The organism is Mesorhizobium sp. WSM4809, from assembly GCF_055811655.1.
In genome coordinates this window covers 723,051-743,286 of record NZ_JBVVQW010000001.1, presented here as the reverse complement: position 1 = coordinate 743,286, position 20,236 = coordinate 723,051, and the positions used below count along the sequence as shown (strand labels likewise).

The following is a 20,236-nucleotide window of genomic DNA, read 5'->3' as shown; positions in this document are numbered from 1 at the left end:
AAAATCAAAGTCGATTTTCGGGGTCATGCGCGGGGAGGAACGGCATGTACACGAACACACTCAGCTTCGGGCATGACGAGGAGATCGAGGCGCTGCGCGACTTGGTGCGGCGCTTCGCCCAGGACCGGATCGCTCCGATCGCCGCCGACATCGATCGCTCGAACGAATTTCCGGCGCATCTGTGGGGTGAACTCGGTGCGCTCGGCCTGCTCGGCATCACGGCCGATCCCGATTTCGGCGGCAGCGGCATGGGCTATCTCGCGCATGTGATCGCCGTCGAGGAGATTTCACGCGCTTCGGCCTCGGTCGGCCTCTCCTATGGTGCTCATTCCAATCTCTGCGTCAACCAGATCAACCGCTGGGGAACGCCAGCGCAGAAGGAAAAATTCCTGCCGCCACTGTGCTCGGGCGAGCGGGTCGGCGCGCTGGCGATGTCGGAACCCGGCGCCGGCTCGGACGTCGTCTCGCTCAAGCTGCGTGCCGAAAAGCGCAACGACCGCTACGTGCTCAACGGCACCAAGATGTGGATCACCAACGGGCCTGACGCCGAGACCCTGGTCGTCTACGCCAAGACCGACCCGGATCTGAAATCGCGCGGCATCACCGCCTTCATCGTCGAGAAAGCAATGGCCGGATTTTCCGTGGCGCAAAAGCTCGACAAGCTCGGCATGCGTGGCTCCAACACCGGCGAACTGGTGTTCAGGGATGTCGAGGTGCCCTTCGACAATGTGCTGCATGAGGAAGGGCGCGGCGTCGAAGTGCTGATGTCGGGCCTTGACTATGAGCGTACCGTGCTTGCCGGCGGCCCGATCGGCCTGATGGCGGCGTGCCTCGACGTGGCGATCCCCTATGTGCATGAGCGCAAGCAGTTCGGCCAGGCGATCGGCGAGTTCCAGCTGGTGCAGGGCAAGCTGGCCGACATGTACACGACGATGAACGCCGCGCGCGCCTATGTCTATGCCGTTGCCGCTGCCTGCGACCGCGGCCAGACGACACGCAAGGATGCCGCCGGCTGCGTGCTGTTCGCCGCCGAGAAGGCGACGCTGATGGCGCTCGACGCCATCCAGCTGCTTGGCGGCAATGGCTACATCAACGACTATCCGACCGGCCGCCTGCTGCGCGACGCCAAGCTCTACGAGATCGGCGCCGGCACCAGCGAAATCCGCCGCTGGCTGATTGGGCGCGAGATCATGGCGGAGGGGGTGTAGGTATGGCCACATTGCAAACCCAGATCTCTCCTTCCTCCGAGGCATTCCGCGCCAATGCCGAGCGCATGCGGGCGCTGGTCGCCGACATTGCGGAGAAGGCGGCGGCCGTCGAGCGCGGCGGCTCGGATGAAGCGCGCGAGCGGCATGTTTCGCGCGGCAAGCTGTTGCCGCGGGAGCGTCTCGCCCAGTTGCTCGACACCGGCTCGCCCTTCCTCGAGATCGGCCAGTTCGCGGCATGGTCGATGTATGGCGAGGAGATCTCTTCGGCCGGCATGATCGCCGGCATCGGCCGCGTCGAAGGCACCGAGGTCATGGTCGTCGTCAACGATGCCACGGTGAAGGGCGGCACGTATTATCCGCTGACAGTGAAGAAGCATTTGCGGGCGCAGGAGATCGCGCTGCAGAACAATCTGCCTTGCATCTACCTCGTCGACAGCGGCGGTGCCAACCTGCCCAACCAGGACGAGGTGTTTCCCGACCGTGAGCATTTCGGCCGCATCTTCTACAACCAGGCCAACATGTCCGCCGCAGGCATTCCGCAGATCGCCTGCGGCATGGGTTCCTGCACGGCGGGCGGAGCGTATGTGCCGGCGATGTCCGACGAGACGATCATGGTGCGCAACCAGGCGACCATCTTCCTCGGCGGTCCGCCGCTGGTGAAGGCGGCCACTGGTGAAGACGTCAGCGCCGAGGATCTCGGCGGCGCCGATGTGCACACGCGGCTTTCCGGTGTTGCCGACCACTATGCACTCGACGACGACCATGCGCTCGCCATTTGCCGACGCATCGTCAAAAACCTGAATCGGAACAAGACTGTAAGTCTGAACTTACAGAAATCGATTCCGCCGCTTCATCCCGCGGATGAACTGTACGGCATCGTGCCTACTGACCTGCGCCAGCCCTATGACGTCCGCGAGGTGATCGCGCGCATCGTCGACGGTTCCGAATTCGACGAGTTCAAGCAGAATTACGGCACCACGCTGATCACCGGCTTTGCCCATCTGCATGGCATGCCGGTCGGCATCATCGCCAACAACGGCGTGCTGTTTTCCGAAAGCGCTGTGAAGGGCGCGCACTTCATCGAGCTATGCTGCCAGCGTAAGATCCCGCTTGTGTTCCTGCAGAACATTACCGGCTTCATGGTCGGCAGAAAATACGAGGCGGGCGGCATCGCCAAGGACGGCGCCAAGCTGGTGATGGCGGTCGCTACCGCCCGCGTGCCAAAGGTGACGATCATCATCGGCGGTTCGTTCGGCGCCGGCAATTACGGCATGTGCGGCCGCGCCTATTCGCCGCGCTTTCTGTGGATATGGCCGAACGCCCGCATCTCGGTGATGGGCGGCGAGCAGGCGGCAACGGTGCTTGCCATGGTCAAGCGCGAAGGCATCGAGCGCAAGGGCGGGGAATGGAGCGCCGAGGAGGAGGCGAAATTCAAGAAGCCGATCCTGATGAAATACGAGCATGAGGGCCATCCGCTCTATTCGTCCGCACGCCTCTGGGACGACGGCATCATCGACCCTGCGAAGACCCGCGACGTGCTGGCGCTCAGCCTGTCCGCTGCGCTCAACGCCGAAATCGAGGACACGCGCTTTGGCGTGTTTCGGATGTGAGAATGGACGGTCAACTTCGACGGCCAAACGGCGGAACTATAGCGGCAGGCCGTTGCTGCCGTGCGAAAAGGCTGAACTGTATGGGCCAATCGATTCATCAGCATAAGCGGCTTCGATTCTCAAACAGTGAACTGGCGGCGAGGCAAAATATTCGCTACTGCTTATCCAGCATGGGGCAATGGGGACGGGCTGGAAATGAAACTGAAATATTGCCAGGGAACGGCTGCTTCGATACTTTCTGTATTTCTAATATTAACAGCGACCGACGCCGGCTCGGCGGAATCGCTCGCAGGACGCAAGGGAGACGTGCGTTTTCCGCCGACCTTGGGTTCGGGCGAATGCAACGTTGCCTACAAGGGTTATGTCGCGGCGAGCGGTCATTCGGCCTACGCTACAACCTTTTATTCGCGTGTCGTCGACCTCTACATTGTCTGCGGGACGAAGCTCAACGCGCCGTCCCAGAAGGCGGCGGAAGAGACGGCGCTGCGCAATTGCCAGGCCGGCTTGACAAGGTGGAAGCTCAAGACCGCGAGTGGCGGCTGCGCAATTTCGTCATCGAAATAGATACTACCGACCGCAAGGTAGAGCACTCCCTTGGTAAGGGAGTGCTCTACGCCGAGGGCTGGAATCGCTCACGGGACAGTACCCCCCTCTGCCCTGCCAGACATCTCCCCCACGTGGGGGGAGATCGACGGTCGCTATCGCTTTCGCCAAATTCCAACACTGAAAGTTCGCAGCGAGGGCAAAGCTGCCAATCTGCCCCCTTGCGGGGGAGATGTCCGGCAGGACAGAGGGGGGTGTTCAAGCGCCCTGCTTCCCATGGACTTCGAACCTTACATGCGGAGGCTCCATGTTCGCCAAGATCCTGATCGCCAATCGCGGCGAGATCGCTTGCCGTGTCATCCGGACGGCGCGCAAGATGGGTGTGCGCACTGTCGCCGTCTATTCGGATGCAGACGCGAGATCCCTGCATGTCGAGATGGCCGACGAGGCGGTGCATATCGGCCCCTCGCCCGTCAGCGAAAGCTATCTGCGCGGTGACAAGATCATCGCCGCGGCCCTGGCAACGGGCGCACAAGCCATTCACCCCGGCTACGGCTTCCTGTCGGAAAATCCCGATTTCGTCGACCAGGTGGTGGCGGCGGGGCTCATTTTCATCGGCCCGTCGGCGGCCTCGATCCGTGCCATGGGGCTGAAGGACGCCGCCAAGCGGCTGATGGAAAAGGCCGGCGTGCCGGTCGTGCCGGGCTACCATGGCGAGGCACAGGAAATCGTGCTGCTTGCGTCCAAGGCACGCGAGATCGGCTATCCCGTGCTGATCAAGGCGCGCGCCGGCGGCGGCGGCAAGGGCATGCGCCGGGTCGAGCATCCCGATGAGTTTTCCGAAGCGTTGTCCAGCGCACGGCGCGAGGCGAAAGCTGCTTTCGGCGACGATCGTGTGCTGGTCGAAAAATATGTCGACAAGCCGCGCCATATCGAGGTGCAGGTGTTCGGCGACAATTTCGGCAATGTGGTGCATCTCTACGAGCGCGACTGCTCGGCGCAGCGCCGCCACCAGAAGGTGATCGAGGAAGCGCCGGCCCCCGGCATGACCGAGGCTTTGCGCAAGGCGATGACGGATGCGGCGGTGAAGGCCGCCAAGGCGATCAATTATTCAGGCGCCGGCACCATCGAGTTCATCGTCGATGCCTCGCAGGGCCTGAAAGCCGACCGCTTCTGGTTCATGGAGATGAACACCCGTCTGCAGGTCGAGCACCCCGTCACCGAGATGGTGACCGGCACCGACCTGGTCGAGTGGCAGTTGCGGGTCGCCAGCGGCGAAAAGCTGCCGAAGACGCAAAGCGAGATCGCGCTCGTCGGCCATGCCTTCGAGGCGCGCATCTATGCCGAAGACGCGGCAAAAGGGTTCCTGCCGGCGACCGGCACGCTGCATCATCTGAAATTTCCAGACGCAGCCTCCGAAGGCGCCACAATGCGCATAGAGACCGGCGTGCGGGCGGGTGACGCCATCTCGCCCTATTACGACCCGATGATCGCCAAGCTGGTCGTCCACGCAAAGGGCAGGCTGGCGGCTCTGGGAGCGCTTGGCGCGGCGCTATCCCGGACCGAGATCGCCGGCTCGACGGTCAACACCGCCTTTCTCGCCGCTCTGGCCGCCGATCCGGATTTCGCTGCAGGCGATGTCGACACCAGCCTGATTGGCAGACACCAAGAAACCTTGACGACCGTCCCGCCGCCGAGCGACGAAACCATTGCTGCCGCCGCCCTTGCGGCCTCCGGGGCCGGAGCATCGCCGTCATCCGACGATCCGTGGTCGTCGCTTGTCGGCTATGCCCATTTCCACAGCGTGGCGCGACGCACATGGCTGAAGTTCGGCGAAGACGATATCGCGGCGAAGGTTTCGGTGCGGGCGGACGGACGATTCCAGGTCGCGCTGGACAAACCCTATGGCGACACCAATTCGCATGATTTTCGCGCCACGCCGCGCCTCGCCCGCTGGCCAGGCCATATCACCGTGTTCGAAGGCGCCGTTGGCTACACCTTCGCCGTGCCGGACCCGTTGGCACGGGCCGATGAGGCGGCGGCAAGCACCGGCAGCCTGCGTGCGCCGATGCCGGGATTGGTCAAGCTGGTGCGCGTGGGAAAAGGCGATACGGTGATCAAGGGCCAGCCGCTGCTGATCCTCGAGGCGATGAAGATGGAGCACACCATCGCCGCGCCGCATGACGGCGTGATCGCCGAGATCGCCACAGAGGGCGCACAGGTCACCGACGGAACGGTGCTGGTGCGGTTCGTCGAGGAGCACAACGCCGCGACCACAGCAGTGAGCTGACGGTTCGGAAGGCCACGACAGGGGAAGCAAAAAAATGGCCGGGATGAACCCGGCCATTCTCTATGCCATCCAGTCGCCAGGGTGGCGATTACTGCGCGATCGGCGCGTATTTGCCGTCATGCCACTGGTTGATGTCGTAGCTGGCATTCTTGAGGTCGCCCTTCTCGTCGAAGGTGACATCACCGACAACGGTGCTGATCGGCGTACCGTTCTTCAACGCTTCGGCAACCTTGGCCGGGTCGTCGCTGCCGGCGCGCTTGATGCCTTCAGCGAAAGCCTGGATGGTGGCGTAGGAGAACAGCGTGAAGCCCTCCGGCACGAAACCGCCGGCCTTGATCTTCTCGACGGCTGCCTTGGCTTCCGGCTTTGCCTGGGGATCCGACGGGAAGACGAACATGGTGCCCTCGCCGGCCGGGCCGGCAACCTGCCAGAATTCGGGCGAGGCGATGGAGTCCGGCATGATCAGCTGGAACTTCAGGTTCTGTTCCGCCGACTGACGCAGGATCAGGCCGGCTTCAGGATGATAGCCGCCGAAATAAACAACGTCGGCTTTCAAATCCTTGAGCTTGGTGACGAGAGCCGAATAGTCCTTCTCGCCAGCGTTGATGCCGTCATAATAGACCTCCTTGAGGCCGCCGGCATTCATCGTTGCCCTGACGGCGTCAGCCACGCCCTGTCCGTAGGCGCTCTTGTCATGCAGGACGACGACATTCTTGCCGGCAAACTTCTTGGCGATCCATGGGCCGATGAAGGCGCCCTGCGCGTCGTCTCGCGTATAAAGGCGCATGATCGTCGGCCAGCCGGCCTTGGCTGCCGCATCGGTCAGCACCGGGTTTGACGAGGCCGGGCTCATCATCAAGGCGCCGGCTTCGGCATAGACAGCTGATGCCGGAATGCTGGAACCCGAGCAGGCATGGCCGTCGATGAACTTGACGCCATCGGCGACGACGCGGTTGGCAACCGACACGGCCTGCTTGGGATCGCATTGGTCGTCTTCGATGCTCAGCTTGATCTGACGACCGTCGACACCGCCCGCGGCGTTGATCGCATCGGCGGCAGCCTGTGCGCCCTGCTTGAACTGATCGCCGATGGTGGCGAGCTGTCCTGTCATCGGGCCCACCACCGCAAAGGTGATGTCGTCTGCGAATGCGACCGGCGTGCTCAACATCAGGCCGAATATGGCCGCGTTCAAAATACTCAATTTTTTCATGATGGTAGAACTCCTCCACTCACGCGCGGCCGCCCCGGCCGCGCTTCTTCCAGAGAGGCCGGACAATTTCATCCTTCATTCGGCCTGTCTAGGCGCATTGGCGCCGCTCGATTGGGCCTGCAAGACGTCATCCACGCAAAAAGCCACGCCAGCCTTGTTCCGGCTGGTCGCGGCTTTTTTGCCCGTCGAGCAATCTCCAGGCGCCCCCGCGCCTAAAAATCCGCTCAGCTTCCCTGTGTCGCGCACGACTGGGCCTTGCGGCCTGCCGCGTTCTTTCCCTTGCCTTCGTGACCGTCTTGCGCGGCCTTCAATTTCGCCGGGTCTGGCCGTCTGTGCGGCCTTGATCCCGGAGCTTCCCTGTCTTCGATGGATCTGTCTGCGATTGGCAGATTTCAGTGCATGGTCATCCATTCGCGGGCTTCGCGCAGCGCCGTGGCGATCTCGACCTTCGACATGGCGGCCGACAGTTCCGAGCGCAGCTCGGCGGCGCGGGCCGAGCCCTTGATTGCGGCGATGTTGAACCATTTGTGGGCGGCAACGACATCGGTCTCGCAATCGCGGCCGGTCGCATACATCATGCCCAGTTCGAAAAGGATGTCGGCCTGAGCAGTTGCTCCCATGGCGCCGAAACCTGCTTCAAGCATTTCAAAACGTGCCATTTCAATCCCCTGTTTTCCGGCCCTGTCAGGCTCCCGAGAGCTGCCTTCTTTCGTCTTGCCGGCTGCTCTTCCGATGCTTTCGAGAATGCCGTGCAGGCTTGAATCCGTCGTTAAATGGCGTGCTTAATTTGAGGAAAACAAAGCTAAAACAAGAGGTAAACGCCGAAATTCGTTAAGGATACAAACCCAGCAATTCAGCCTGCTTCCCTCAAATTTGACGAAAGTTTTCTCGCGCGGGGGCAAGACTTCGCTAACCACGGCAGACAAAGGCGATGCGCCGATCGTTTCATTTCATCGTCGAGGAGGCGCTTTCAGGCGGCTGCAAAATCCCAAAGTGTTCCGCTACGGCACCGCTTTTGTTTTGCCGGGAGCTGGATTAGCTTACGTTTGCGTAAGCGGCAGACCGGCGAGGCGGAGCATCCGGCCGGACATCCACAGGGAGGAAGACATGTTTCGAAAACTGAGCCTGGCCCTTGCGGCCACATTGATCGTGGCGAGTGCGGCATGGGCCGATCCGATCGAAGGCAATTGGAAGACGCAGGCCGGCGAAACCGCGGCCATCGCCGGCGGCAGCTCGTTTTCCATCACGCTCAAGTCCGGGAAATATGCCGGCAAGACCATCGGCTCGCTCAAGGCGACGGGCGACAACAAATATGCCGGCAACATCACCGATCCGGCAAACGACAAGACCTATTCGGGCAAGGCGACATTGTCGGGCACCTCTCTTAAGATGAGCGGCTGCGTGCTCGGCGGGCTGATCTGCAAGAGCCAGACCTGGCACAAGCTCTGATCGAGCGCATCCTTGCGACATGAGGACGGGGCCCAGCGGGCCCCGTTTTCGTTTTGTCGACACATCCTGCACCGGTGATGCTCGATACCCGCCGGCGGCTATCCAAACCGACGCCGGCGCCGTCGAAACCCCGTCAATCATCTTGAACGGCAGATGAACGCCGGCATCAGAGCCGGTTCAGTTGCATCAGGGCATTCTCCGGCGTGTTGAAGGAGACCGACCCAATGCTTGCTCGCCGCTTCACCATCGTCTGCCTGCTGGTGAGCCTGTTTGGAATGTTCTTCGCCATCCTCGTCGCCGAAGCGGGCCGTCCGGCCCGCGCCTGGGACGAAGCCAGTTCCAGAACCTGCCGCCTCGCCTGCCCCACCCATCTTCGCAACTGAACAAAGAACCAAGACCTCGAAAAGAAAAGCTGAAACACCATGAACCGCATCGCCGCCAACGCTCTCAAGACACTTCGGCTTCTGCCGCGGGCGGCGCTTATCCTGGCGGTTCTGGCCGCTCCGGTTCTGGCCGTGCCGATGATGCGCTCAGATGCCGGCTCGACGATCGACGCACCAGCCCTGAAGAAGTCCGGCGTCGGCTTTGTGCTCCTGGTCAGCCTGCAGCGCGGTTGAAGAAAAACGGCGCTTTGGCCGCCTTCGGTCGCGACACCCCTCCCAAGTGCCGATCCAACTCTCTATATTGAGCCATGGAAAAGCGAATCTACCCACAAGCCATCGAATCTGTCGTCATGCCGGAGCCTTTTGGCCGGCAAAGCTTTGATAGCGCCGAGAAAGCCGTCAAGGCACTGCAGGCGCTTTACGACCGCAACACCAAATTCCTGCGCGACTCCTTCGCAGAGCTGGCGGCAGCAGGCGGCGACAATGGCAAGCGCTACCGGGCCTTTTATCCGGAGATCGGTGTCACCACCAACTCGTTCACCCAGATCGACTCGCGCCAGGCCTATGGCCATATGCCGACGCCCGGGCATTTTTCCACCACCATCACCCAGCCGGGCCTGTTCGAAAGCTACCTCGTCGAGCAGTTGCGCCTGATCATGCGCAATCATGGGGTTGCGGTCACGGTGTCGGAATCGACCACACCCATCCCGCTGCATTTCGCCTTCCTTGAAGGCACCCATGTCGACGGCGCGACGGCAGAGCGCATCAAGCGGCCGATCCGCGACCTGTTCGACGTGCCGGATCTCGATGGCACCGACGACCAGATCGCCAACGGCACCTTCGAAGTCGCCTTCGGCGAGCCGAGGCCTCTGGCGCCCTTCACGGCGCAGCGCATCGATTATTCGCTGCACCGGCTGTCGCACTATACGGCAACCACGCCGCAGCAGTTCCAGAACTTCGTGCTGTTCACCAATTATCAGTTCTACATCGACGAGTTCGTCGCCCGCGCCCGCGACCTGATGGCCAATGGCGGCGGCGGATACACGGAGTTCGTCGAGCCGGGTAATGTCATCACCAAGAGCGGGCAAAGCGCGCCTAGCGAAGGCGTTGCACCGCCGCGCCTGCCGCAGATGCCGGCCTATCACCTGAAGAAATCGGGACATGGCGGCATCACCATGGTCAATATCGGCGTCGGGCCTTCCAACGCCAAGACCATCACCGACCATATTGCGGTGCTGAGGCCGCATGCCTGGGTGATGCTCGGCCACTGCGCCGGCCTGCGCAACACCCAGGCGCTTGGCGACTATGTGCTGGCGCATGCCTATGTGCGCGAGGACCATGTGCTGGACGACGATCTTCCGGTCTGGGTGCCGATCCCGCCGCTGGCCGAGATCCAGGTGGCGTTGCAGGAAGCCGTCGCCGAAGTCACCGGCCTTTCCGGCTACGACCTGAAGCGCATCATGCGCACCGGCACCGTCGCCACCATCGACAATCGCAACTGGGAACTGCGCGACCAGCGTGGCCCGGTACAGCGTCTGTCGCAATCTCGCGCCATCGCACTCGACATGGAATCGGCGACCATCGCCGCCAATGGCTTCCGCTTCCGCGTTCCCTACGGCACGCTGCTGTGCGTTTCGGACAAACCGTTGCATGGCGAGTTGAAGCTGCCCGGCATGGCGACCGAATTCTACAAGCGCCAGGTGGCGCAGCACCTGACCATCGGCATCAGGGCGATGGAGAAGCTCGCGGAAATGCCGATGGAGCGGTTGCATTCGCGCAAGCTCAGAAGTTTTTCGGAAACGGCGTTCCAGTAGGCCGATGCCACGCATCGCGGCGGCATTTCTCATCTTGATTGGGCCGCATTTCTGCCGATAAGCAGGCGGCATGGAGAGAGCGAGCGTCGGGACATTGCTGATTTCGGTTGCATTCCTGGCAATGCTGGCCTGTTCGATCGCGCTGGTGGCCGGGTTTTTCGGAACGCTGCATCCCGCCTTCGATTCCTTCTCGCATTTCCGCGTCCACCTTGCCGTGCTGATGGCTCTTTGCGCGCTGCCGCTGCTGGCCACGACATTTCGCCTGCAGGCGGCCGTGGCACTGCTTTTTGCCGTGGCGGCCTTCGCCACCACTTCCGGGTCGCTGTCCTTCTCCCGCCTGTGGCCGGTTCAGGCCGCCTATGAAGCCAAGAACGAAGACCGCGCGATCTACAAGCTGCTGCAGATGAACCTGCGCTACGACAATCCGACGCCGAAGAAGGTGCTGTCGCTGATCGGCCGGACCAATCCCGACGTGATCACCCTCGACGAGGTATCGGCGATGTGGGCGACCGAGCTTGGCTATATCAGCAGCGCCTATCCATACCGGATCCTCTGTCCCTATCCCAACGGCATATTCGGCGTCGCGTTGCTCTCGCGGAGGCCCTTTGCCGCGGGCACCGAGGCGCGTTGCGAAAGGCGCGGCGCCATGGCGACAGCGACCGTCGACTTCGGCGGGATCGACGTCGATGTCGCGGCGATCCACCTCAGTTGGCCGTGGCCACGCGAGCAGTACTGGCAGATCGGCGAGTTGACGGAGCCGCTTTCCGCGCTCGGCGAGACGGCCATCATGGCGGGCGACTGCAATGCCGCGCCATGGAGTGCTGCCGTGCGGCGGGTCGCGGCGCTTGGCGGGCTGACCGTGATGCCGTCCGCCGGTCCGACCTGGATCCACATCAAGCTGCCGGACTTCCTGCGGCGCTTCGCCGGCCTGCCGATCGACCAGGTTTTCAGCAAGGGCGGCGTGACCATCCATTCCGCGACACGGCTGGAAGACACCGGCTCGGATCACCTTCCGGTCATGGTGGAGTTCTCACTCAGGCTGAACCAGCAAAAGCCGCTCGACGAACATGAAACCGCGACCGCGGCCATAAGCCAGACCGGCAAGACGCCAGGCTGAAGGATCAGGGCCTGACCAAAGCGATGACGAGATGCTGGACATGGCCGCCATCGCGATGCTCGCGCGCATCGAAAGCGAGCTGCTTGGCCTCATATGCGGCATTGGTGGCCTTGATACGTCGCTGTGCCTCGCGACGTGTCTTGTAGCAGAACCGGTCGTCGGCAATCCTGAGGCCGGAGATCGATCTTTCCGTGGCCCGCATCATCTCCCTGGCGATGCGGCCATGGGTTTCCTCATGGGCGCGGACGCCGGCGAAGAACCGCGTCCATCGCTTCCGGAGCGTCGGCGTGGTGGCCGAGGCGACACGCGGAAACGTATAGAAGAGATTGAGCGTGCCGTTGGCGCGCCGCAAGCGGCAAACGCCATTGTCCTGGCTGGTGTCAAGGTCCCAATCCACTGCGTAGCCGGTCAACGCGATGGCGTGCGTCATGAAGCCGTGCTTCGGCCCCTTGCGGTCCATAGCCTGCATCAGCGCCAGCCCCGTGTTCCCGGTGATGTCGTAGGTCCGCGTCTTGACCACCACCCTGGTGCCGGCCGAGGCCGCCGAAGCCAAACCGAACAGCGCAGCGATCGCCACAAGGCATGCCAGAACCGCCAGGCGCATTGGCCATCTCCTTATCGTCAAGGAATGGAACCATAAGCGCGCGGCAGTTTCAACAGTCCTAATGTTTCACTTGCCACGGGAGACCCGAGCCGTCGTCGGGGCCTTTGCACGCTGTGGCCGGCGCGGGCCTACATGCCTTGGTAGACCGGGCCTTCTCCGCCTTGTGGCGGCACCCAGTTGATGTTCTGGTTCGGGTCCTTGATGTCGCATGTCTTGCAGTGGACGCAGTTCTGCGCGTTGATGACGAAGCGCACATCCTTGGCCGTGGGATCGGCGGCGGCATTGCCATCCTTGTCGACCCACTCGTAAACCCCGGCCGGACAGTAGCGCGTCGAGGGGCCCGCAAAGACATCATGCTCGGAACGCTTCTGCAGTTCCATGTCGCCGACAAGCAGGTGGACCGGCTCGTTTTCCTCGTGATTGGTGTTGGACAGGAACACCGAGGACAGCCTGTCGAAGGTCAGCACGCCATCTGGCTTCGGATAGGCGATCTTCTTGTGCCGGGCGGCAGGCTCGAGCGTCGCATAGTCGGCCTTGCCATGCTTCAGCGTGCCGAAGGGCGAGACACCGAACAGCGTGTTCAGCCACATGTCGAGGCCGCCGAGGCCGACACCGACGATCGTGCCGAAGCGCGACCACAGCGGCTTGACGTTGCGCACCTTCTTCAAATCCTTGCCGATGTCGGTCGCGCGCCAGGCTTCCTCGTAGGAAGCGAGTTCGTCGTTGGCGCGCCCGGCACCGATCGCCTCTGCGACATGCTCGGCCGCCAGCATGCCGGACAGCACGGCATTGTGCGAGCCCTTGATGCGCGGCACGTTGACGAAGCCCGCCGCACATCCCATCAGCGCACCACCGGGGAAGGAGAGTTTCGGCACCGACTGCCAGCCGCCCTCGGTGATTGCGCGCGCGCCATAGCCGAGGCGCTTGGCGCCGTCGAACGTCCCGCTGATCGCCGGATGGGTCTTGAAGCGCTGGAATTCCTCGAAGGGCGACAGATAGGGATTCTTGTAATTGAGGTGGAGGACGAAGCCGACCGCCACCTGATTGTCCTCGAGATGGTAGAGGAACGAGCCGCCGCCGGTCTTCAAGTCAAGCGGCCAGCCGAAGGAATGCTGGACCAGGCCCGGACGGTGGTTCTCCGGCTTGACCTGCCAGAGTTCCTTCAGGCCGATGCCGTATTTGCCCGGTTCGCGGCCATCGGAAAGCTTGTATCTGGCGATCAACTGCTTGGCGAGCGAGCCGCGAGCGCCCTCCCCGATCAGCACATATTTACCCATCAGCGCCATGCCGGGTGCGAAACCCGGACCGTGCGTTCCGTCCTTCTCGATGCCCATGTCGCCGGTGACGACGCCGGTGACGGCGCCTTGCTCATTGTAGAGCAGGCCGGCAGCGGCAAAGCCCGGATAGATCTCGACGCCGAGCGCTTCGGCCTTGGTCGCCAGCCAGCGGCAGACATTGCCGAGCGAGACGATGTAGTTGCCGTGATTGTTCATCAGCGGCGGCATCAGCATGTTAGGCAGGCGAAACGAGCCGGCAGGACCAAGGACCAGGAAATGGTCTGATGTGACCGGCGTCTTGAAGGGATGGCCGTCCTCGTCGCGCCAGCCCGGCAAGAGCCGGTCGATGCCGATCGGATCGACAACGGCGCCGGAGAGGATATGGGCGCCGACCTCACCGCCCTTCTCCAGGACGACGACCGAAAGCTCGGGATTGACCTGCTTGAGGCGGATGGCGGCGGCGAGGCCCGCCGGTCCGGCACCGACGATAACCACGTCGAATTCCATGCTTTCGCGTTCGATGTCGCTCATCAACCCCTCCGCACTGGCTTATCCCATTCGGGTATCTTGCTGGCTCCCGCGCTGCATAGCGCATCAATTGACGACAGGAAACCGGCGCATACGTGACAATGCCGTTTTGGCCAAAAAGTCGCGCATTGCGAGGCTGGAAGACTGCTTTTCGCCCGGCATTGCCTGCGAGGCGCGCGTTTTTAATTGTTCGACGGCTTGCTTATCGGCCATACTTCACGCCATGCGCATTCCTGGGCCAGCCGGCTTTTCATCGACGCGCTTTCTTTTCCCGCCCGGCCGGATCCGCCGGGCGCTCCTTTTGGCCCTTCTGATGCTGGCGCCGCATCACGCTGCCGCCGACGAAGTGAAGGTCTGGGCGGCAGGCGCCTACTCCTTCTCCGACGAGCTTGGCGGCTTCCAAATCACCGGCGCCTCGGGCATCGGAACGAAGGACGATCCGTTCGTCATCACCGAAGAGCTGAATTCGTCAACACCGGTGACGCTGACGATCCGCACGACAAAGCCGATCCAGGCCTTCGGCAAGGCCGGCGAATTCGCCAACGGCATGATGTATATGCGCATCGAGGTGCTCAACAACAGCGGCCAGGCCTGGGTCGAATTCCAGTTCGAATTGCAGGAGATCCTGAATCGGCCGAGCGTGTTCGGCGACGGGCTTTCGTTCGACCAGCGCAACAAGACGCCAGACAATATCTTATCGAGCAATTTCGCCGATTTCGATCGCGATTTCGAACCCTATGACCGGCTGCTGTTCGGGAATGGCAAGGTCGACCCGGTGAAAACCGCCAGGTTCGAATTCCTGATGACCGACTACACGCCGCGCTGGACGTTTTACCTCGTGCAGGATCCACGCATACCGACGGGATGAGGCGCGGATGCGGGGCGCGCTCTCCCCCCTCGAGGGGCGGCACGACCGGACGCGACTCCCCTTCGCCGACAGAGGAGGTTGACGCTCTACGCGCGACGACCCCCTCTGGCCTGCCGGCCATCTCCCCCTCAAGGAGGGAGATTGGCTGTCATCACCGCTTTCGCCAATCACAAACTTGCAAATCGTGCTCGCGCGGATGAATGTGCCGGCATGACTGCCGCTTCCCCAAACAACAGACCTGACATCGCCGACTTGCTGGCCTTTTATGCCAGCGTGGGCGTCGACGAGGCGCTTGAAGACCAGCCCGTGAACCGATTCGCCGAGGTTGCGCCAAAGCCCATGGAGCGCGCGGCGGCGTCTTCGGGCGATATCGCCGCACCGCAGCGTTCGACGAATATGTCTCGCCCCGAACCAGGTGACAGATCAAGTGCGCCGCCGGTTGCGCGCCCAACGTCGGCCACCGTTCCCGACGAAGCGCAGGCGGCACTGGCTCGCCAATTAGCGACGACAGCAACGACGCTGGACGAGCTTCGCCAGCACATGGCGGCATTCGAGGGCTGCAATCTCAAGGCCACCGCCAAGAGCCTGGTGTTCGCCGACGGCAACCCGGACGCCGCCGTGATGCTGGTCGGCGAGGCACCCGGCCGCGACGAGGACATCGAGGGCCTGCCCTTCGTCGGCCGATCGGGCCGGCTGCTCGACCGCATGCTGGCGGCGATCGGGCTCGACCGTACTTCAGTCTATATCGCCAATGTCATTCCCTGGCGGCCGCCGGGCAATCGCACGCCGACGCCGCACGAAACCGAGATCTGCCGGCCGTTCATCGAGCGGCAGATCGAACTGGTCAATCCGAAGGTGCTGATCAACCTTGGCGGCCCGTCAGCCAAGACCTTGCTCAACACCTCGGAAGGCATATTGCGGCTGCGCGGCAACTGGCGCGCCCACACGACGGCGTCCGGCATCGCCATCCCGGCCATGCCGACGCTGCATCCGGCCTATCTCCTGCGAACCCCGTCGCACAAGAAGCTGGCGTGGCGGGATTTTCTCGAAGTCAAGGCGAAGCTGCGCGCACTTGGGTGATTGGCCAATCTCCTCCACGAGGGGGGGAGATTGGCTGTCATCTCCGCTTTCGCCAATCTCCAATGTGGATAGGCGAACGCCGGCAAGAACTATGACCTCAGACGTAATTGAAATGCCCCCCTCTCCAGTCTAACCATGCCCTCATGACAACAGCCCAAACCTCCGCCGGCAGCCTCATTCGCGAGTGGCGCACCCGCCGCCGCATGTCTCAACTCGACCTCGCCATGGAGGCCGAAATCTCGCAGCGGCATCTGAGCTTCGTCGAAAGCGGCCGCGCCGCGCCCTCACGCGACATGGTGCTGCATCTGGCCGAGCAATTGTCGATGCCGCTGAGGCAGCGCAACCAGTTGCTGCTCGCCGCCGGCTTTGCGCCGAGCTTCGGCGAGCGCTCATTGACCGACACCACGATGGCGCCGGCGATGGCGGCGGTCGAGATCGTCCTCAAAGGCCACGAGCCGTTCCCGGCACTCGCCGTCGACCGCCACTGGAACCTGGTTTCGGCCAATGCCGCCATTGCCCCCTTCCTTGCCGATGTCAGCGAGGCTTCGCTGCTGACGCCGCCGGTCAACGTGCTTCGCCTCAGCCTGCATCCCGGCGGCATCGCGCCACGCATCGTCAATCTCCAGGAATGGCGGACGCATCTGCTCGAGCGCCTGAAACACCAGAATGACGCGAGCGGCGACGCGGTGCTGATCGAACTCGAGCGTGAGCTGAGGACTTATCCGTCCGGCTTGAAAGGCAGCCGGCCGGTGTCGGTAGAGCCGAACCCCATCGTGCACCCGCTCAGGCTTGCGCACGGCGACCAGGTGCTGTCGTTCATCAGCACCATCACCGTGTTCGGCACGCCGCTCGACGTGACCCTTTCGGAACTGGCGATCGAATCGTTTTTTCCAGCCGACGAGCAGACGAGGACGGTGCTGGTTCGGTTGGCGAAGGAGCGAGCCGAGCTGTCGTAATCACCCTTCAGGCAAAGATGCCTTGCGCGTGCGGGTCCGCTCCAGGCCAAGCTGGCGTTCGCGCCAGATGATGAAGATGCCGGCGGCGACGACGATCAGGCCGCCGGCAAGCATATGGAGCGTGGCGACGTCGCCGAAGACGAGATAGCCGACGACGACGCCGAGGATCATCGACGTATATTCGAACGGCGCCACGACTGAGGCTTCGGCATGGCGATAGGCTGCCGTCATCAGTATCTGCCCGAGGCCGCCGCAGAAGCCGGCGGCAACAAGGAGAGCCGCCTGGAGCGGCGTCAGCGCCTGCCAGCCGAATGGCAGCGACAGCAGCGACACGACGCTCGCCGTCACCGAAAACCACAGCACGATGGTCGCCGTGCGCTCGCTTTGCACGAGATTGCGCACCAAGAGCATGGCGACGGCCGAGATCGCCGCGGCGACAAGAGCGGCGATGACGCCAAGCACTTCCTGATCGTCGAGCGCCTCGTCGGAACTCAGCAGCGTCAGTTCCGGCCAGGAGATGATCAGCACGCCGACCAAGCCGACCGCGACCGCGCTCCAGCGATAGACACGGATGGCCTCGCCGAGGAAGATGGAGCTGAACACCACCACCAGCAGCGGCTGCGCGTAGTTCAGCGTGATCGCTTCCGGCAGCGGCAGCCGGGTCAACGCAAAAAAGCCGAGCCCCATGGCGCAGACGCCGACCAGGCCGCGGGCGATGTGGTTGAACGGACGCTTGGTGGTGAAGGCAGTGCCGAGTTCTTTCCTGAAGGCCAGGAAGGCGATGATCGGGAAGATAGCGAAGAAAGAGCGGAAGAAGACAATCTGGCCGGCCGGAACCGTGCCTGCGGCTTTGATGCAGGTCTGCATGCCGACGAAGACCGCCACCGACACGATCTTGAACATGATGCCGGTTAGCGTGTCGTGCCCGCCGGCATCACCGCTGGCTGTGGCCGGGGGGCTGCCGGGGCCTGCTGTCACGCTCCCGACGCTTCTCGGATGGTCGCCCAGATACGCGCCGGCGTTGCCGGCATGTCGATGTGCTTGACGCCATAGGCGCGCCAGAGCGCGTCAGTCACCGCATTGAGTGCCGCCGGCGTCGAGCCGATGGTGCCGGCCTCGCCCGCGCCCTTGATGCCGAGTGCATTGGTGGTCGAAGGCACGTTGCGGGTCTCGAAATGGAAGAACGGGAAATTGTCGGCGCGCGGCATGGCGTAATCCATGAAGCTCGCCGTCAAAAGCTGTCCGTCCTCGCCATAGATGGTGTCCTCGGTCAGTGCCTGGCCGATGCCTTGCACGACGCCGCCATGCACCTGGCCGGCGAGCAGGATCGGGTTCACGGTGACGCCGAAATCGTCGACGATGGTGTAGCGGACGATCTCGGTCGCGCCGGTGTCGGGATCGATCTCGACCTCGCAGATATGAGTGCCGTTGGGATAGGTGCATTCGTCCTGCACGAACTCGCCAAAGCCCTTGAGATCATCCGGCGTCTTGGCGGCCTTGGCGATGGCGGAAAAATCGATCGAGCGATCGGTGCCGACGATGCGGGCAACACCATCAGACAGCTCAATGTCGCCGGCCGAGGCTTCAAGCTCGTCGGCGGCGATGCGCTTGATCTTGTTGGCCAGATCCTCGCCCGCGCGGGAAGCCGATACACCCCCCAGCGGTATGGAGCGCGAGCCGCCGGTGCCGCCGCCGGCCTTCAATTCATCGGTATCGCCCTGGCGGACATGGATCTTGTCGATGTCGAGATTGAGCTTTTCCGACAGGAACTGGGCATAGGCGGTGGCGTGCCCCTGTCCGTTGGTCTGGGTGCCGATCTTCAGCGTCACCGTGCCATCGCCGTTGAGTTCGACGAAGGCCGGTTCGGAGCCCGGAAAGGCACAGGCCTCGATATAGGTCGCCATGCCGAGGCCGCGGATTTTTCCGCCGGCCTTCGATTGCGCCAGCCGCTCGGGAAACGCTTTCCATTCGGATTGCTCAATAGCGCGCTCCATATGGCCTTCGAATTCACCGGTGTCGTAGAGGCGGCCGGTCTGCGTCCGGTAGGGAAATTGCTCCGGCCGGATGAAGTTGCGGCGGCGGATCTCCTCGACAGGCAGGCCGAGATCGTGGGCGCAGGCATCGACCAGCTTTTCCAGCAGGAAGGCTGCTTCCGGACGGCCGGCACCGCGATAGGCATCGACCGGGCAGGTGTTGGTGTAGAGGCCGGTCACCGAGACGTCGAGCGCCTGGATATCGTAGACACCGGTCGACATGGTGACGCCGATATAGGGGATGAACGGGCCGTATTGCGAGATATAGGCGCCGATGTTGGCGAGCAGGTCCACCTTCATGCCGAGAAAGCGGCCGTCCTTGTCCAGCGCCATCTCAGCCGTGACGAAATTGTCGCGGCCTTGCGCGTCGGTCAGGAAGTGCTCCGTGCGGTCACCGGCCCATTTCACCGGGCGGCCAAGCCGCTTTGCCGCTTCCAGCACCAGCGGATATTCGCGGTAGACGAAGCTCTTCGGCCCGAAACCACCGCCGACATCAGGCGTGATGACGCGCAGCTGGTCCTTCTTGATCTTGAACACGCTGGCCAGGATATACTGCATGGAGTGCACGCCTTGCGACCCGGTGGTCAGCACGAAGCGCTTCTCCTCGACGTTCCATTCGCCGATCGCGGAGCGCGGCTCCATGTAGTTGCACACCAGCCGGTTGTTGACGAACTCGATGCGGGTGACATGGGCGGCCTTGGCGAAAGCCGCTTCGTTCTTTTTCTTGTCGCCCATGTGGTAGCTGAAGGCGCGGTTGGAACCAAGCTCCGGCCAGACCAGCGGCGTGCCTTCGGCCAATGCCGTTGCCGTCCCGGAGGCCGCATCTTCGCCGTCATAGTCGACATCGATCAGTTCGGCGGCATCCTGCGCCCGGGCTCGGCTGTCGGCGACGACGAAGGCAACGGCATCGCCGACATAGTTGACGCGGTCGCCGCACAGGATCGGGATGTCGCGCGTCGGAGCCTTGGTGCCGTCCGGCTGTTCCTGCATGACGCCGGATTTCAGATCGCCGAGATGGGCAAGATCCTTGCCGGTCAGCACCAGATGGACGCCAGGTGCCGTCTTCGCCGCCTCGGTCGAACCGATGGTGAAGCTGGCCTTGGCGACCGGCGAGCGCAGGACATAGCCATGCAGGACGCCAGCCGGCTGGATGTCGTCGGTATAGCGGCCCTGGCCCTGGATGAAGGCGGCATCCTCGCGCCGCAGCACGGATGCGCCCATGCCGAATTTCGGTGTGACGACGGTCATGGGTGCCTCGTGATGATG

General features: G+C 62.9%; 19 protein-coding genes. 12 read left to right on the top strand and 7 right to left on the bottom strand.

The genetic code is table 11. The features are described 5' to 3' along the window. Positions 1–44 precede the first annotated feature (44 nt). The 4 genes from AC0L24_RS03285 to AC0L24_RS03270 all read left to right on the top strand — a co-directional run bounded on the left by AC0L24_RS03285 (position 45) and on the right by AC0L24_RS03270 (position 5,651). Positions 45–1,208 (top strand): isovaleryl-CoA dehydrogenase, encoded by a 1,164-nt coding sequence (locus AC0L24_RS03285; RefSeq protein WP_127810903.1) that lies wholly within the window; start codon positions 45–47, stop codon positions 1,206–1,208. 2 nt (positions 1,209–1,210) lie between these two features. Beyond that, complete coding sequence (locus tag AC0L24_RS03280) at positions 1,211–2,818, top strand: carboxyl transferase domain-containing protein (RefSeq protein WP_473563412.1); 1,608 nt, start codon at positions 1,211–1,213, stop codon at positions 2,816–2,818. Positions 2,819–3,013: 195 nt separating this feature from the next. Next, complete coding sequence (locus tag AC0L24_RS03275) at positions 3,014–3,382, top strand: hypothetical protein (protein ID WP_127269365.1); 369 nt, start codon at positions 3,014–3,016, stop codon at positions 3,380–3,382. 286 nt (positions 3,383–3,668) lie between these two features. Then, positions 3,669–5,651: an acetyl/propionyl/methylcrotonyl-CoA carboxylase subunit alpha gene (locus AC0L24_RS03270; protein WP_473563411.1), complete on the top strand. Its 1,983-nt coding sequence runs from the start codon at positions 3,669–3,671 to the stop codon at positions 5,649–5,651. A gap of 88 nt (positions 5,652–5,739) precedes the next feature. Here AC0L24_RS03270 and AC0L24_RS03265 read toward each other — a convergent pair whose 3' ends face one another. Both AC0L24_RS03265 and AC0L24_RS03260 read right to left on the bottom strand, forming a co-directional pair. Beyond that, on the bottom strand, positions 5,740–6,861 hold the full coding sequence (locus AC0L24_RS03265) for an ABC transporter substrate-binding protein (protein WP_127270990.1): 1,122 nt from the start codon (positions 6,859–6,861) through the stop codon (positions 5,740–5,742). 392 nt (positions 6,862–7,253) lie between these two features. After that, positions 7,254–7,520: an SEL1-like repeat protein gene (locus AC0L24_RS03260; protein ID WP_013532614.1), complete on the bottom strand. Its 267-nt coding sequence runs from the start codon at positions 7,518–7,520 to the stop codon at positions 7,254–7,256. Positions 7,521–7,968: 448 nt separating this feature from the next. On the opposite strand from AC0L24_RS03260, the gene AC0L24_RS03255 reads away from it, so the two are divergent. The 5 genes from AC0L24_RS03255 to AC0L24_RS03235 all read left to right on the top strand — a co-directional run bounded on the left by AC0L24_RS03255 (position 7,969) and on the right by AC0L24_RS03235 (position 11,624). Continuing rightward, positions 7,969–8,310 (top strand): DUF2147 domain-containing protein, encoded by a 342-nt coding sequence (locus AC0L24_RS03255; protein ID WP_127380042.1) that lies wholly within the window; start codon positions 7,969–7,971, stop codon positions 8,308–8,310. 224 nt (positions 8,311–8,534) lie between these two features. Further along, positions 8,535–8,693, top strand: coding sequence for a hypothetical protein (locus tag AC0L24_RS03250; protein ID WP_023812838.1), 159 nt, complete (start codon positions 8,535–8,537; stop codon positions 8,691–8,693). Positions 8,694–8,732: 39 nt separating this feature from the next. Further along, positions 8,733–8,927, top strand: coding sequence for a hypothetical protein (locus AC0L24_RS03245; protein WP_127292634.1), 195 nt, complete (start codon positions 8,733–8,735; stop codon positions 8,925–8,927). Positions 8,928–9,043: 116 nt separating this feature from the next. After that, on the top strand, positions 9,044–10,507 hold the full coding sequence (locus AC0L24_RS03240) for an AMP nucleosidase (protein WP_245466279.1): 1,464 nt from the start codon (positions 9,044–9,046) through the stop codon (positions 10,505–10,507). Between the two features lie 70 nt (positions 10,508–10,577). Next, positions 10,578–11,624 (top strand): endonuclease/exonuclease/phosphatase family protein, encoded by a 1,047-nt coding sequence (locus AC0L24_RS03235; protein ID WP_473563410.1) that lies wholly within the window; start codon positions 10,578–10,580, stop codon positions 11,622–11,624. Between the two features lie 4 nt (positions 11,625–11,628). Here the strand turns inward: AC0L24_RS03235 and AC0L24_RS03230 are convergent, their stop codons facing one another. From AC0L24_RS03230 to AC0L24_RS03220, 3 genes are all read right to left on the bottom strand, one after another. Then, positions 11,629–12,228 carry a DUF922 domain-containing protein gene (locus AC0L24_RS03230; protein WP_127269929.1) on the bottom strand — a complete coding sequence of 200 codons (600 nt, stop codon included), beginning with the start codon at positions 12,226–12,228 and terminating at the stop codon, positions 11,629–11,631. A 128-nt stretch (positions 12,229–12,356) separates the two neighbouring features. Beyond that, positions 12,357–14,036, bottom strand: coding sequence for an electron transfer flavoprotein-ubiquinone oxidoreductase (locus AC0L24_RS03225; RefSeq protein ID WP_473563408.1), 1,680 nt, complete (start codon positions 14,034–14,036; stop codon positions 12,357–12,359). Between the two features lie 63 nt (positions 14,037–14,099). Continuing rightward, positions 14,100–14,246, bottom strand: coding sequence for a hypothetical protein (locus AC0L24_RS03220; RefSeq protein ID WP_155930595.1), 147 nt, complete (start codon positions 14,244–14,246; stop codon positions 14,100–14,102). A 10-nt stretch (positions 14,247–14,256) separates the two neighbouring features. On the opposite strand from AC0L24_RS03220, the gene AC0L24_RS03215 reads away from it, so the two are divergent. From AC0L24_RS03215 to AC0L24_RS03205, 3 genes are all read left to right on the top strand, one after another. Further along, positions 14,257–14,901 carry a hypothetical protein gene (locus AC0L24_RS03215; RefSeq protein ID WP_473563407.1) on the top strand — a complete coding sequence of 215 codons (645 nt, stop codon included), beginning with the start codon at positions 14,257–14,259 and terminating at the stop codon, positions 14,899–14,901. A 210-nt stretch (positions 14,902–15,111) separates the two neighbouring features. Continuing rightward, the gene (locus tag AC0L24_RS03210; RefSeq protein ID WP_256745691.1) at positions 15,112–15,981 is read left to right on the top strand and encodes a uracil-DNA glycosylase; all 870 of its coding nucleotides are present in this window, start codon (positions 15,112–15,114) and stop codon (positions 15,979–15,981) included. 143 nt (positions 15,982–16,124) lie between these two features. Beyond that, positions 16,125–16,937: a helix-turn-helix domain-containing protein gene (locus AC0L24_RS03205; RefSeq protein ID WP_127810913.1), complete on the top strand. Its 813-nt coding sequence runs from the start codon at positions 16,125–16,127 to the stop codon at positions 16,935–16,937. On the opposite strand, the gene AC0L24_RS03200 is transcribed toward AC0L24_RS03205, so the two are convergent. Together AC0L24_RS03200 and AC0L24_RS03195 are read right to left on the bottom strand one after the other, a co-directional pair. Further along, a complete protein-coding gene (locus AC0L24_RS03200) occupies positions 16,938–17,915 on the bottom strand; it encodes a DMT family transporter (protein WP_127810914.1) in 978 nt (325 codons plus the stop codon). Further along, on the bottom strand, positions 17,912–20,218 hold the full coding sequence (locus tag AC0L24_RS03195) for a xanthine dehydrogenase family protein molybdopterin-binding subunit (protein ID WP_127810915.1): 2,307 nt from the start codon (positions 20,216–20,218) through the stop codon (positions 17,912–17,914). Before AC0L24_RS03195 ends, AC0L24_RS03200 begins: the two co-directional genes overlap by 4 nt. Positions 20,219–20,236: the final 18 nt, after the last annotated feature.